Below are 14,065 nucleotides of genomic sequence, written 5' to 3' on the forward strand. Positions count from 1 at the left end.
TTATTATGGATTTTGTATCCAATATCCGTTATGCGAAATCAAAGGGCTCGTTCCGCCCGCCGTGACTCCGCATTTTCAAAGGATAGATCCGATGTCGACCAATGTTTTCACCGGCACCATGCCTGCGCTCATGACCCCCTGCAAGACGGACCGTACCCCGGATTTTGACGCGTTGGTGCGCAAGGGGAAACAGATGATCGACGCGGGCATGTCGGCGGTTGTCTATTGCGGATCGATGGGCGACTGGCCGCTGCTGACGGATGAGCAGCGCATGGAAGGCGTCGAACGCTTGGTCGCTGCCGGGTTGCCCGTTGTGGTCGGCACCGGGGCCATCAACACCAAATCCGCCGTGGCCCACGCGGCACATGCACAGAAGGTCGGCGCGGTCGGCCTGATGGTGATCCCGCGGGTGCTGTCGCGCGGTACGTCTCCGGCGGCACAAAAGAACCATTTCAAGGCGATCCTGTCCGCCGCGCCGGATGTCCCTGCAATCATCTACAACAGCCCGTATTACGGTTTCGCCACCCGCGCCGATCTGTTCTTTGCCCTGCGGGCCGAGCATTCCAACCTGATCGGCTTCAAGGAGTTCGGCGGCAAGGACGACCTGCGCTATGCGGCCGAAAACATCACCGGCCAGGACGATCAGGTGACCCTGATGGTGGGCGTGGACACCGAGGTTTACCACGGCTTCGTCAATTGCGGTGCAACCGGGTCGATCACCGGCATCGGCACGGCCCTGCCGCACGAGGCTCTGTTGCTGGCCACCCTGTCCCAAAAGGCAGCGCAAGGCCATGCCGAGGCGCGTCAGCGGGCGCTGGAACTGACCGAGGCGATCCAGGTGCTTTCCAGCTTTGACGAAGGCCCCGATCTGGTGCTGTATTACAAGCATCTTCTGGTGATGAACGGCGAACAGGAATACCGTCTGCACTTCAATGAAACCGATGAGCTGACCGACGCACAGCGCAACTATTGCGAACAGCAATACGACCTGTTCCGCACATGGTTCGCCGATTGGTCAAAACAGGGTGGAGTGATCGCTGAATGCATGTGATCGACAGCCATACCGGGGGTGAGCCGACACGGGTCATCCTCGACGGCGCGCCGGATCTGGGCTCTGGCCCCTTGGCCGAACGCGCCCGCAGGCTGGCGACCGAACATGAAGGGTTTTATCGGTCGATCATGTTGGAGCCCCGCGGCCAACCCGCCATGGTCGGCGCGCTGTTGGTCGAGCCGGTTGAACCGTCCTGCGTGACCGGTGTGATCTATTTCGACGTGGACGCCGTGCTGGGCATGTGCGGCCACGGCACCATTGGCCTGACAGTGACACTGGTGCATCTGGGGCGGATTGGAGTTGGTCGGCACAAGATCGAAACCCCCGCCGGGGTCGTGACGGTTGATCTGCACGATGCCAATACCGTCACCGTCACGAATATCGAAAGCCGCCGGGTCCACAAGGATGTGACATTGGATGTACCGGGCTATGGTGCGATAACCGGGGATGTTGCCTATGGTGGCAATTGGTTTTTCATCGTCGACCCCAGCCCAATCCCAGTCGAAACCCGCAATATCCAGCAGTTGACCGATATGACAGTTGCGATCCGCAAGACCTCGATCGCGCAGGGCATCGGAGGAGAGCAGGGCGAGCCGATCGACCACGTGATCTTTCAGGATGCGTCTTCTGACCCGAAGGTCCACAGCCGCAACTTTGTGCTGTGCCCGGACGATAACTACGACCGTTCGCCCTGTGGAACCGGCAGCTCAGCGCGGCTGGCCTGTCTGGCTGCGGACGGTGCGCTGTCGCCCGGTGAGGAAATCATCCAGCACAGCGTCATCGGCAGCGCCTATCGGCTGTCCTATCAACCGGGGCCGAACGGAGGGGTCATCCCCTCGATCACCGGGCAGGCGCATATCATGGCCGAGGCAACGCTGATTTTTGATGCAAGCGATCCGTTCAAGAAGGGCATTGAGCTATGACCAAGCAGGTCGTTGTGATCGGTGCCGGTATCATCGGCATCACAACGGCGCTGGAATTGCAGCGCCGGGGCCATTCCGTTCTGGTGCTGGATCGCGAAGGCGTCGCCGCGCAGGCCTCGGCTGGCAACGCGGGCGCCTTTGCCTTTTCCGAGGTGGAACCGCTTGCAACCCCCGGCATCATGAAAAAAGCGCCGAAATGGCTGCTGGACCCGTTGGGGCCGCTGTCCATTCCGCCCGCCTATGCGGTTAAGATCGCGCCGTGGATGTACCGGTTCTGGCGCGCCAGCCGTCCAGGCCGTTACAAAGACCTTCTGCGCGCCCAGGCCAGTTTGATGGAACTGGCCAGCGCAGCCCTGACCCGGCTGCTCGCATCGGTGGACGGCGAGGCGATGATGCAGCGCGATGGCCAGATGCAGCTTTACGAAAGCGAGGCTGAGTATCGCGCCAGCCTGCCTACGTGGGAGCTGCGCCGCCAGCATGGGATTGAATTTGACCTGTTGGAAAGCCTCGAAGCGATTGCCGAGAGACAACCCGGTCTCAGTCCCCTGTTCACCCATGCCGGTTTCACGCCCAACTGGATCAACACCGTCGACCCGAAGAAATGGGTCGAGCATCTGGCGAAAACGTTTCAGGACCGGGGTGGCCGGATCGATCGTGAGGAAATCCGCACACTGACTCCCATCGGCAGCGGCGTACGGATCACATTGGCAGAACGTGAGATTGAGGCGGGCAAGGTCGTGCTGTGCGCCGGTGCGTGGTCTCATCACCTTGCGCGGACACTCGGCGATCACATCCCGCTGGAAACCGAACGCGGCTATAACACGACCCTCCCTGAAGGCGCGTTTGACCTGCGAATGCACCTGACATTCTCGCGCCACGGTTTTGTGGCCAGCCGGATCAATGGCGGCGTCCGGATCGGCGGCGCGGTTGAGCTGGGGGGTCTGGAAATCCCCCCGAATTTCAAACGGGCTGATACGCTGTTGCAGAAAGCCACGCAGTTTCTGCCCGGCCTGAATACGGCAGGCGGCAAGCAATGGATGGGGTTTCGTCCGTCGCTGCCCGATAGCCTGCCGGTGATTGGGGCCTCGCCACAGGCAAGGGATGTGATCTATGCATTCGGCCACGGCCATCTGGGCCTGACCCAATCGGCAGGAACCGCGGAACTGGTTGGCGCTTTGATTGACGATCAACCGGCCCAGATTTCTCTGACCCCCTTCTCGGCGTCACGTTTTTGAGGACAGGTCATGCGCAGCATCAAAACCATTCACGTGATCTCGGCCCATGCCGAAGGTGAGGTGGGCGATGTCATCGTCGGGGGTGTTCAACCACCACCCGGCGCGACCATTTGGGAACAACGCGCCTTCATCGCGCAGGACCAGACCCTGCGAAACTTCGTGCTGAACGAGCCGCGCGGCGGCGTGTTCCGGCACGTCAACCTGCTGGTGCCGCCGAAACACCCCGAGGCCGACGCTGCCTTTATCATCATGGAGCCCGAAGACACGCCACCCATGTCCGGCTCAAACGCGATCTGCGTGTCCACCGTTTTGCTGGATGGCGGCATCATTCCGATGCAAGAGCCCGAGACGCGGATGACGCTTGAGGCTCCGGGCGGGTTGGTGAAGGTCCGCGCCGAATGCCGAAACGGCAAGGCCGAGCGCATTTTCGTGCAGAACCTGCCCAGCTTTGTCGATAAGATATCGGTCCCGCTGGAGGTCCCGGGCCTCGGCACCCTGACCGTGGACACGGCCTATGGTGGGGACAGTTTCGTGGTGGTCGATGCAGCGGCACTGAGGTTCGAGATCGTCGAGGCCGAAGCCCGCGACATTGCCCGCATGGGCGTGGCCATCACCAACGCGGCCAATGATCAACTTGGCTTTACCCACCCCGAGAACCCTGATTGGGATCACATCTCCTTCTGTGCCTTCTGCGGGCCGCTGGATAAAACCGAAACCGGCCTGACCGGCAAATCCGCGGTCGCCATACAGCCGGGCAAGGTTGACCGGTCCCCCACTGGCACGGCGGTCTCGGCCCGGATGGCCCTGATGGCCGCGAAACGGCAAATGACGGTTGGTCAGACTTTCGAGGCGGTGTCGATCATCGGATCGCGCTTTACCGGACGTATTGTCGAGCAAGCCCAAGTCGGCGACCGCCCAGCCATCATCCCCGAAATCAGCGGCAGAGGCTGGATCACCGGCACGCACCAACACATGCTCGACCCGGACGACCCCTGGCCCGGCGGGTATCGGTTGAGCGACACGTGGGGTGTCTGAACAAGCCAGAGGCAAACTCGACCCCGCCAGTGAAGCTTTCACGCTTGCATTGAGTCACCTTAAAAACAGGGATGAAGCCAAAGGCATTGAATATGCCAGGAAATTTGCTGAACTGTATTTTTCCTGGCAGCCAATACTCTAACAATGGTATCAGTCTGCGATGAGCTGGGAGGTATTGGGACGGAGTGATCAATGGGTTGTTCGTGCGATGAACTATGCTGTGATTGGCCGAAGGGATCTGGCCAAAGCTGTGGTAGATGATTTTCTGCGAGACACCGGGGAAAACGGTCGCACGGTTTTTTTGGGCACTGGTCCAAAAGGCAGGTGTTCCGGTTCCAGAGGAAGCTCAGGCAGGTTCACGCGCGCAGCTTGACGGCACCATACTGCGTTATCTGGACCATGTTGAGGATATGGGCGGATTCAGTGATTTCGGCTTGGAGAACAAAGACTGACCGCCATGCTGGGGCTGCCGCGCCCAAATTCTTGGAAAACAGATACTACCTGTTACCCCGTGTCAATTTGCGCCCCCACTAGAGGATTGATCCGAAACGCATCCTGTTTTAAGGGAGGCCCTGTCAAATCAGAGTCACCCTTGGGGCGGTAGGATTCTCGCGCCCCATCCGCAGCCACGAAGACGTGGCACACTCTTGGATCGCACGCCCCGAAAGGCTTAAAAAAGGTAAAAGAATATGGCAGAAAAATCGAACTTCGATATATTGTATACCATTGTAGACGAAGCGCCCGAGCTGGCCAGCGCGTCGTTCCTGCCCATAATTCGCAAGTTCGCTGGCGCCGCGGGTGTCAGCGTTGGCACCAAGGATATTTCGCTGGCGGGCCGTATTCTGGCGACCTTTCCGGAAAACCTGACCGAGGCACAGCGTATCACTGACGATCTGGCCGCACTGGGTGAGCTGGTGAAAACGCCCGAGGCCAACGTGATCAAGCTGCCGAACATCTCGGCCTCGATCCCGCAGCTGGTGGCCGCGATCGAAGAGCTGCAGGCGCAGGGTTACGATATCCCGAACTATCCGGAAGACCCGGCAAACGACGCCGAAAAAGCGATCCGCGCGCGTTACGATGCCATCAAAGGCTCGGCCGTGAACCCGGTTCTGCGCGAAGGCAACAGCGACCGCCGCGCGGCAAAGGCCGTTAAAAACTACGCTCAGAACAACCCGCACTCGATGGGCGAGTGGTCCGCAGACAGCAAAACCAAAGTCTCGTCCATGTCGGGCGATGATTTCTACGCAAATGAGAAATCGGCCACCATCACTGCGGCGCAGGCTGGTGATGCAAGGATCGAATTCGTCGGCAAAGACGGCAGCGTGACAGTTCTGAAAGACGGTTGGACGCTGGACGAAGGCACCGTGGCGGACGCGACCTTCATGTCGGTCAAAGCCCTGTCTTCTTTCCTAGCCGAGGCCATCGAAGACACCAAGGAAGACGGCACCATGTTCTCGCTTCACATGAAAGCGACCATGATGAAAGTGTCCGACCCGATCATCTTTGGCTATGCGGTCAAAGCCTGGCTGGCCCCGGTGTTCGAGAAATTCGGCTCCGAGTTGGACGCGCTGGGTGTGAACCCGAACTCGGGCCTGGGTGACCTGCTGGACCGCGTCAAGGACAATGCCGAGATCGTGGCCGCCATCGACGCGCTGAAAGGCGACCGTCCGTCGATGTATATGGTCGACAGCGACAAGGGCATCACCAACCTGCACGTGCCGTCGGACGTAATCATCGACGCCTCGATGCCCGCCGTGATCCGCGCGGGCGGCAAGGGCTGGGATGAGACCGGTGCCAAGGGTGACACCAACTGTGTGATCCCCGACCGCTGCTATGCCGGTGTCTATGACGAGACGGTCAACTTCTTCAAAGCCAATGGCGCGCTGAACCCGGCCACCGCCGGTGCCGTCGCCAACGTTGGTCTGATGGCGCAGAAGGCCGAGGAATACGGCTCGCACCCGACCACGTTCCAGGCGCCTGCCGACGGGACTATCCGTGTCGTTCTGGCCAATGGCGAGACATTGCTCAGCCATGACGTTGAAAAGGGTGATATCTGGCGGTCCTGTACCGTCAAGAAAGCGCCGATCGAGAACTGGATTCAACTGGCGATGGACCGCCAGCGCCTGACCGGGTCCGAGGCGATCTTCTGGCTGGACGCAAACCGCGCCCACGACGCCGAGCTGATCAAATACGTCAAACCGGCGCTTGAGGCTGCAGGTGTGGCCGACAAGTTCCAGATCATGGCGCCGCGTGAAGCAACCCGTCAATCACTCGAGACCATCACGGCAGGCAAGGACAGCATTGCCATCACCGGCAATGTTCTGCGGGACTATCTGACCGACCTGTTCCCGATCCTGGAACTGGGCACCTCGGCCAAGATGCTGTCCATCGTCAAACTGATGAATGGCGGCGGTCTGTTCGAAACCGGTGCGGGTGGTTCGGCCCCGAAACACGTGCAGCAGCTGGTCGAAGAAAGCCACCTGCGTTGGGACTCGATGGGTGAGTTCTGTGCGCTGGGTGAATCGCTGAACTTTTTGGCCGACAGCAAGGGCAACGCCAAGGCCGGTGTTCTGGGTGCCGCGGCCGAGGCCGCAACGCAGGGCATTCTGGACAACAACAAATCGCCCAGCCGCAAGGTAGGCCAGCCCGACAACCGCGACAGCCACTACTGGTTTGCACGTTACTGGGCGGAAGCTCTGGCGGCACAATCCGACGATGCGGACCTGGCGGCCGAATTCGCGCCCATCGCCAAGGAACTGGCCGATAAGGAAGAGCAGATCCTGGGTGAACTGGCCGCCGCACAAGGCGCGCCTGCTGATCTGGGCGGGTACTATCACACCGATCCCGCCAAGACCGCAGCAGTCATGCGCCCCAGCGCGACTCTGAACGCGATCATTGGCTGATCCGTCAAGGCCACGCCGAAAGGCGTGGCTTTTTGCATTTCAGATCAGCGTGTTGAATAGAAAAAGGGGCTGACCCCCAAAGTCAGCCCCTTTTTGAGTGAGTGGGGAGGCTGAGCCTCACCGGTGTTGTTAAATCCAGATTACCATTTTTGAAGTTCCGGAAAATTGGGGGATTCCCGTAATTTCAGTCGATGGACGAAAAAAATGGGCGGATTTGCACGGTTATACGTGCTGCGTCACAAAAAGGGGCCGGTCCTGAGACCAGCCCCTTAGTTGTCAGCTGAACCGAGGGATCAGTTCGACGCTGCCATCAGTTTCTCGTTATGCTCGCGCAGCGTGTCCGAAACGATGGCGTACCATTCGCCGGATTCCCGCATCTCGTTCAGGCCTTTGTTCAGCATCGCCAGATATTGTTTTCCGAACGGATTGCTGCGGTGGCTGATGAAGCGCAGTGAGGACAGCGAAGTCACAAACGGATTTTCCACCAGATCGTTCGAGGTGAGGCCCATTTCCACCATTGTGTCGGAGAACAGCTGAACCTCGAAGGTTGCAACATCAGCGGTGCCGGTCAGAACAGCGTCAAGGCATTCACGCGCAGTGATCGGCTGCATCAGGGTCATGGTGTCGCCGTTGTGGAGCCCTTCTTGTTCGAGGTCGTGGATGAACCATCCATCCATACGGCAGATCGTTGCGCCTTCCAATTGAGTGAACGTGGTGGCGTTTGCGTATTCGCTTTCGGGCAGGGTGTAGAAACCCACAACGATGTCATAGACGGGTACGGATGCGTCGAACTGGGTGCAGCGCACTTCGGTTTCCCATGACCACTCATAGGTGCGGTTGGTGCAGTCCGGCATGTTCCACGCCATCGAAACGTCAAACGCGCCCAACGGCAGCAGCGTTTCCAGGTGCGAGTTCCAGTCGTCCACGAAGCTGATCGAATAGTCGCGCGCGTTGCCACCGCGCTGCAGCGCTGTTGTGCCCAGACGGGTGATCGCGCCGCCGCCATTCAGCGATTCATCGGCGAACGGAGCCCAGCCATTGCCGGTCACCAGCTTGATCGGCGGCTCGTAAACGCTCGACCGCTTGACGCTGGCGGCGCGTGCTTCCTCGGCCGCGATGATTTCCTGTGCGGACTGGCCATTCGGCAGGCTGCCGTCTTCACAGGGCAGGGCCAGCACAAGACCGGGGGCCAGGGCGTTCGGGTTGGTGATGACGTTGCGGTTTGCGTTGAAGATCGGCTGGTAGTTCGAGGTGCCATAGGCCGCGATTGCGATGGTGGCCATCGTATCGCCGTCTTCGACGGTATAGTTCGTACAGGCTTCCTGCGCGGCAGCGGCTCCGGCGCTAAGGGCAGTGACGGCGGTGGCCGATATCACGACTTTCTTCAGGTTGAATTCTAACATGTCCACTTCCTCCAGACATTTTTGTTGTCAGGCCGGTTTGGGCCTTAGCCATTTTCCATTTGATGACGCAGAGCGGTTGAAACGATGTCTCGCCACTCTCCAGATTGCTGCATGATCGCCAGACCCTGGTTGAGCGTCTCAAGGATCGCTTCCCCATCCGGATTGTCTTTGTGGGTCATGACGTTAAGCGACTTGATCGCCGCCAGGTTGGGGTTTTCGATGATGCGGTGTTCGTATCCCAGCCGCCCGATTGCCTCGACCGCCAGATGGGCCTCGATCGCCACGATATCGGCCGTGCCGTCCATGACCGCGTGAAAGCAGTCATCCGGCGAAACGGGGCGCATCAGAGTGATCGCGGGTTCGTAAAGACCCACGGCGTCCATATGCGACAGCGACCAGCCCTCGGGGCGGCAGATCGTGGTGCCTGCAAAATCGGCGTAGGTCAGGGTCTGTTCATAGCCCGAGCCATCCCGGGCAAAGAACGTGTCCACAACCTCGTAGAACGGGTTCGAGAAGTTGTAGGTTTCACAGCGTTCGCGGTCTTTTTCGGACAGTGCTGCGGCCTCTTCGCATTTCGGGCGCGACCAGGGGAAAGTGGCGTCAAAGGCCAGTGTCGGCATCAGCAGGTCCAGATGCGAGGACCAGTCATTGACGAACTGGATCTTGTAGTTCTGTTCGGGCGCGGCGCGCAGCATCGCGGTTTCCACCAGATTGGTGTAGAGGCCGCGATGGGGCAGACCTTCGTCGGTGAAGGGCGCATAGTTGCCACCAGTGATCAGCAGCAATTGGCGATCCCGGATCTTCGGACGTTCACCTTCATCCGCGTTGCGGATCAGGGCGGCCCCTTCGGCACGGGCGGCTTCGATTTCCTTTTTGGCCTCGGCCCTGGCTGCGATCACGGCGTCTTCGCTGGCCTTTCTGGCTTCGGCTTCGGCCTCGGCAACCCGGGCTTCAGCGTCGGCGATGGCTTTTTCGGCGCGTTTTTCCGCAGCCTTGACCAGCTCTGCTGCCATTTCGGCGGCCATTGCTTCGGCTTCTGTCTGCGGCGCTGCCGGCGCGCGTCCGATCTCTTCGAGACAGGGCAGGGTCAGCACATCACCCACCCGGATGACGTTCGGGTTGTTGCCGATCACATCGCGGTTGGCGTCAAAGATGATGCGGAAATCTTCGGTCGAATATACTTCGATGGCCAGCTCGCGCAGGCTGTCGCCGCGCTGGATTTCATAGGTCGAGCATGCCTCTTGCGCCGAGGCGGTACCGGCCGCGGCAGCAAGTGCCAGGCTGGATATGAACAGATGGGGTTTCATGGGTCCTGTAGCTTTGCCTTGGTTAGTTTCTTGTAAGTTTCACAACGCCGATCGAGGTATTGTCCTGATCCGGATCGCCTTTGCCCCGGAGGGCCTGCCACAGCGCGTCGGCGATATCCTGCGCCCAGGCCTGTGCGTTGCTCTGAACGATGGTCTGAATTTCGGCGTCGCTGAGGTATTGCAGCCCGTCACTGCCCAGGATCAATACGTCTGATGCGGTCAGTTCCAGCGGTTCTTCGGGGCAGTCGACCTTGGGGATCGCGGCCCCCATGACAACCGAAGTCAGCTGGTTGCGGTCGGGATGCACCTGTGCTTCGGCCTCGGTCAGTTTGCCCTGTGTCACCTGTGCGTCGATCACCGGCGCCATCGAGTGATCTTCGTTGATCTGGCGCAGAACCCCGTCGCGGAACAGGTACAGCGGGCTGTCACCGATCGAGATCCAGAACGCGCGGCGACCAAGCAACAGCAGCCCCAGCAGGGTCGACCCCATGTTGAACTTGCCGCCTTTGCCTTCGCAATGGGCCGCGATCGCTGCGTTGGCCTGCATCGCCGCCAGCGGCAATGCATCGACCGCAGCGGCCTCGGACAGGGGGGTATTTTCAAGTTCGGCGTCCAGGGATTCACGCCAGGCTGCGATCACAAGATCCGAAGCAACCTCGCCCGCCGCATGGCCGCCCATACCGTCTGCAATCACGACATAGCCTGCATCCGCTGCATCGAACATGCGCGCGGCAATCGCGTCTTCCTGCGTTTCGCGCTGACCCTGATCCAGGATCAGCGCAATATCATATGCCGGTTGCGCCAGCATCTATCAGGCATCCCGCCAGTCAAAGCCGTCGTCACAGAAGGCGGCAAAACGGATTGAGGTTTCGCTGATGCGGATCAGGTCACCGCTGGACAGCGCAACGGTGCTGAGAACCGGTTTGCCGTTCAGGCGCACCAGATTGGCCTTGCCACCGTGACCCAGGTAGCATTTGCGATCCTCGGGGTCATAGGCGATCACCGCATGGTTGCTGCGCGAGATACCCGTGTCGCCAAAGTCCAGCTGAATGGCCTGATCATCGTTGCGGCCAATCTGCATCAGACCCTCGGTCAGCGTGATGCATGCGCCCCGGCCCGGACCGGCGGTGACAACCAGCCAGCCAACCGGGAAGGTCTCTTGCGCGGTCTCGGTCTTGGCGACCGGTTCGGTGCTCTCGATCAGGTCCTGAACATGTGTGTCCGCGCGCTCGAACCCCAGGAAGGTGGTCTTGACGCGACCGCGACGGTCTTCGGCAGGGGCAGGGTCTGTGACTGGCTGTTGCGGCTCGGGCTGCGCTTCGGGTGCGGGCTCGGCCTGTGCCACAGGTTCGGGTTCCACGGTTTCAACGACCACCTCGACAACCGCTTCGTCCTGAGCGGGCGATTCCACCGCAGCGTCTTCCTCGGTGGCGACGTGCAGGGTCACGACAGGCTCTTCCGGTTCGGGCTGCGCTTCGGGGGCCTCGAAAATATTGTCGTGATCTTCGGCGACGACTTCGGTCAGAACAACCTCGTCTTCTGCGTCGTCGGTTACATCTTCCGAAAACTCGGGCATCTCCTCTTCGGGGATCAGGTCATCACTGTCCTCGAAACTCTCGGACGACATGTTGCTGCCGCCCAGGGCCGCGCGCAGCGCGTTGAAATCGGCAATCGGCTGGGGCTTTTCAGCCTCGGGCGCGGCGGCGTCTTCGGCCTCGGTCTCGGTGATTTCGGTTTCGGCTTCCTTGGCTTTGCCAGCACCTTCGAGAAGCCGGCTGAGAGGGCTTTTGTACTTAAACATGATGTCGATACCTTTGCTGTCTTTCACAGAACCTGCGTCCTGCGGGGCTGCTATTCACCTCTGCGCGCATCGGCACAACGGCACTTATGATGCGGAAATCAAACCAACTTTTATCTTCCGCGGCGGGCCGGTCCCCGTCAGGGTGGCGGATTTCCAGGCACCACCCTCAGCTTTCACATAGCGGCAGATCACTTGCGACCGGTCAGATTACTCCTGCGTCAACGGCATCACGGCATCCGTCGGGGCACCATCGCGCATCACGGTCAGGCGGGCCTCGGATTGTTTTTCCGCAACCAAAGCGTTCAGCATGGCATCCAGGCTTTCCTGGTCGTCGAGGCTCGTCCCGGTTTGCGCTTCCGAGATCAGAACATCGCCCCGCTTCAGACCACCGGTCGCACCGGCAGGCATGGAGGTGACAAGAGTTGTCCAGCTCTGACCATCCTCATTGCGAACGGTAAAGCCGTAGCCGTTTTCCAGCCCGACAACGCGGATGGCGGGCAGCGCCAGCAATCCGTTCTGAGCAAGCGTTTTGCCCAGCGGGCGGTAGCGGGCCGTCACACGGATATAGCCGTCGGGATCAATTGCCAGATCGTCCAGCACCTGTGCCGCAAAGCTGGTGTTTTCGCGGATGGGTTCACCGTTCAGGGTGTAGATCGCATCGCCGCGTTTGACCCAGTCACCGATCACCGACATGTCCTGCGCCGGATTAACACCGGTTACGGCGATGATGCTGCCGGTCGATGCACGACGTCTGGAGGTCTGGAACGGAATTTCGACATCCCAATGCGAGAATGCAACCTGCGTCTCGGCCGGCGGGGCTGATGCAGTCGGGGCCGGTGAGGTTGGCAGAGTTTCGGCTGTCCGGGCCTGTTCCGGATCAGCCGATTGGTCCTGTGTCTGCTCGACAGGCGCCTGAGTTGGTTCTGCCTTAACCGGTGCCGGATCAGCCTGTTCCGGCGTGTTTTCGGTAGCGGCGACCTGCTCGACAGGTTCTTGCGTTACTGCCACCTGTTCTTCTGTTTCCGGGACTGCAGGTGCTGATGCAACTGCAACATCCTGTGCCGGTTCGTTCGTTTCGCCGGACATCAGGAAATAACCGCCCGCCGCCAGGCCAACGGCGATGACAGCTGCGCCGGCAATCAGTTTGCCGCTGCCACCCGATCCGCTTTTGACCACGGTATCGACCGCAACAGCGGCCTCTTCTTTAGGCGTGAACTTGGCGAGTTCATCTTCGTTCTTGTCTTCATTGCCCAGGGCAAGATCGGCATTTCCGGCCAACAGGGCAGTGACCACGGCTTCGGCGTTTTCGCTTTCGGCCTTGATCCGGGCCTTTTCGGCCTCTTCATCCTTGCGGTCCATGCCCACGATGACCGAGACCGGGCGATAGTCGAACGTATCGAACATGACGCTGGGGCCGCGGAACATGCGCAGCCAGTCCAGCGCGCTTTGCAGGCGGTCGGTGACGTGCACCTCCATCGCCTTGTCGATCGCCTCAAGGAACCCTTCGGGATAGCCTTTGAACTGTCCGGCCAGCGGGGCGTAAGGGTCTTGCTGACCGTTGTTGAAGGCGTTCAGGCGGGTCTGACCGTCAATCGGACGCTCGCCGCTGATGGCGTGATACAGCGTTGCGGCCAGCACATAGAGGTCGCTGCTCGGGCCCTGTTCGGCACCGCGTACGTAGAACTCATGCGGCGAATATCCGTCTTTGATCACGCGCAGGGTCAACAGCGCAGCGGATTGGTTCGCGGCCTGTTCGCGCGCGGCACCAAAGTCGATCAGAACCGGATCGCCGTTTTCATCGATCAGGATGTTGTCGGGCGAGATATCCCGGTGCAGCATTCCGCTCTGGTGGATGAAAGAAACTGCCGACAGCATCTTTTCGGTGACCTGAACGATGAACTCGGGGCCGGTTTTGTTGTCGGTGTTTTCGACATAGTCCAGCAGGTCGCAGCCCTTGATGAAATCCATCGCGATATAGGCGGTATTGTTGTCCTCGAACACCTGATGGACGTCGACGATATTCGGGTGGACCAGACGCGCGTGGTTGCGCGCCTCTTGAATGAACAGATCGATGATCGCGCGCAGATCGTCCTTGTGGTCGGGATCGGTGGCCTCAACCAGATCGCCATTGCGGTGGCACAGCGCCCCTGGGAAGCACTCTTTGATCACCACCTCGCGGTCCAGGCTGTTGCGGGCCAGATAGGTGATTCCGAAACCGCCATTGCTGAGGAAACGCAGGATTTCGTACTGTCCGCGCAGCAGCTTGGCGCCGGGTTGAAGTCCTTCGATTTTCGGTTCGTCGTGCGATGCACCGACCGCCTGGTTGTGGCTCATTTCTTTCCGCCCGTTCTGATCGTTTTGCGGTTTTCTTAACTGGGCCAATTCGCCCCTGAACTCGCAACCAAAC

10 protein-coding genes are annotated in these 14,065 nt (G+C 60.1%); 5 read left to right on the plus strand and 5 right to left on the minus strand.

Features of this window, described 5'->3' with window-relative positions; all coding sequences use genetic code 11:
• Window positions 1-91 precede the first annotated feature (91 nt).
• The 5 genes from ACR0NT_RS10915 to ACR0NT_RS10935 all read left to right on the plus strand — a co-directional run bounded on the left by ACR0NT_RS10915 (window position 92) and on the right by ACR0NT_RS10935 (window position 7,147).
• Window positions 92-1,051 carry a dihydrodipicolinate synthase family protein gene (locus ACR0NT_RS10915; protein WP_170446606.1) on the plus strand — a complete coding sequence of 320 codons (960 nt, stop codon included), beginning with the start codon at window positions 92-94 and terminating at the stop codon, window positions 1,049-1,051.
• Window positions 1,042-1,974 carry a 4-hydroxyproline epimerase gene (locus ACR0NT_RS10920; protein ID WP_170446604.1) on the plus strand — a complete coding sequence of 311 codons (933 nt, stop codon included), beginning with the start codon at window positions 1,042-1,044 and terminating at the stop codon, window positions 1,972-1,974. The genes ACR0NT_RS10915 and ACR0NT_RS10920 overlap by 10 nt, the downstream gene beginning before the upstream one ends.
• Window positions 1,971-3,209 (plus strand): NAD(P)/FAD-dependent oxidoreductase, encoded by a 1,239-nt coding sequence (locus tag ACR0NT_RS10925; RefSeq protein ID WP_170673833.1) that lies wholly within the window; start codon window positions 1,971-1,973, stop codon window positions 3,207-3,209. Before ACR0NT_RS10920 ends, ACR0NT_RS10925 begins: the two co-directional genes overlap by 4 nt.
• A gap of 9 nt (window positions 3,210-3,218) precedes the next feature.
• Window positions 3,219-4,244: a trans-3-hydroxy-L-proline dehydratase gene (locus ACR0NT_RS10930; protein ID WP_170446600.1), complete on the plus strand. Its 1,026-nt coding sequence runs from the start codon at window positions 3,219-3,221 to the stop codon at window positions 4,242-4,244.
• Between the two features lie 689 nt (window positions 4,245-4,933).
• The gene (locus tag ACR0NT_RS10935; RefSeq protein ID WP_170446598.1) at window positions 4,934-7,147 is read left to right on the plus strand and encodes an NADP-dependent isocitrate dehydrogenase; all 2,214 of its coding nucleotides are present in this window, start codon (window positions 4,934-4,936) and stop codon (window positions 7,145-7,147) included.
• A gap of 293 nt (window positions 7,148-7,440) precedes the next feature.
• On the opposite strand, the gene ACR0NT_RS10940 is transcribed toward ACR0NT_RS10935, so the two are convergent.
• From ACR0NT_RS10940 to ACR0NT_RS10960, 5 genes are all read right to left on the minus strand, one after another.
• Entirely contained in the window at window positions 7,441-8,550 is a 1,110-nt protein-coding gene (locus ACR0NT_RS10940) for a transporter substrate-binding domain-containing protein (protein WP_170673830.1), read from the minus strand.
• Between the two features lie 44 nt (window positions 8,551-8,594).
• A complete protein-coding gene (locus ACR0NT_RS10945) occupies window positions 8,595-9,857 on the minus strand; it encodes a transporter substrate-binding domain-containing protein (RefSeq protein ID WP_170446594.1) in 1,263 nt (420 codons plus the stop codon).
• 22 nt (window positions 9,858-9,879) lie between these two features.
• Window positions 9,880-10,665 carry a PP2C family protein-serine/threonine phosphatase gene (locus ACR0NT_RS10950; protein ID WP_170673827.1) on the minus strand — a complete coding sequence of 262 codons (786 nt, stop codon included), beginning with the start codon at window positions 10,663-10,665 and terminating at the stop codon, window positions 9,880-9,882.
• A gap of 3 nt (window positions 10,666-10,668) precedes the next feature.
• The gene (locus ACR0NT_RS10955) at window positions 10,669-11,685 is read right to left on the minus strand and encodes an FHA domain-containing protein (protein WP_480443062.1); all 1,017 of its coding nucleotides are present in this window, start codon (window positions 11,683-11,685) and stop codon (window positions 10,669-10,671) included.
• A gap of 180 nt (window positions 11,686-11,865) precedes the next feature.
• Window positions 11,866-13,992: a serine/threonine protein kinase gene (locus tag ACR0NT_RS10960; protein ID WP_170673824.1), complete on the minus strand. Its 2,127-nt coding sequence runs from the start codon at window positions 13,990-13,992 to the stop codon at window positions 11,866-11,868.
• Window positions 13,993-14,065 lie beyond the last annotated feature (73 nt).

The organism is Ruegeria sp. AB10 (assembly GCF_056542745.1).

What these genes read in the sequence shown, in the direction of transcription:
- ACR0NT_RS10920 (WP_170446604.1), top strand. Translation starts at nt 1,042, where the DNA reads ATGCATGTGATCGACAGCCATACCGGGGGTGAGCCGACACGGGTCATC.
- ACR0NT_RS10930 (WP_170446600.1), top strand. Translation starts at nt 3,219, where the DNA reads ATGCGCAGCATCAAAACCATTCACGTGATCTCGGCCCATGCCGAAGGT.
- ACR0NT_RS10935 (WP_170446598.1), top strand. Translation starts at nt 4,934, where the DNA reads ATGGCAGAAAAATCGAACTTCGATATATTGTATACCATTGTAGACGAA.
- ACR0NT_RS10940 (WP_170673830.1), bottom strand. Translation starts at nt 8,550, where the DNA reads ATGTTAGAATTCAACCTGAAGAAAGTCGTGATATCGGCCACCGCCGTC.
- ACR0NT_RS10925 (WP_170673833.1), top strand. Translation starts at nt 1,971, where the DNA reads ATGACCAAGCAGGTCGTTGTGATCGGTGCCGGTATCATCGGCATCACA.
- ACR0NT_RS10915 (WP_170446606.1), top strand. Translation starts at nt 92, where the DNA reads ATGTCGACCAATGTTTTCACCGGCACCATGCCTGCGCTCATGACCCCC.
- ACR0NT_RS10950 (WP_170673827.1), bottom strand. Translation starts at nt 10,665, where the DNA reads ATGCTGGCGCAACCGGCATATGATATTGCGCTGATCCTGGATCAGGGT.
- ACR0NT_RS10945 (WP_170446594.1), bottom strand. Translation starts at nt 9,857, where the DNA reads ATGAAACCCCATCTGTTCATATCCAGCCTGGCACTTGCTGCCGCGGCC.
- ACR0NT_RS10960 (WP_170673824.1), bottom strand. Translation starts at nt 13,992, where the DNA reads ATGAGCCACAACCAGGCGGTCGGTGCATCGCACGACGAACCGAAAATC.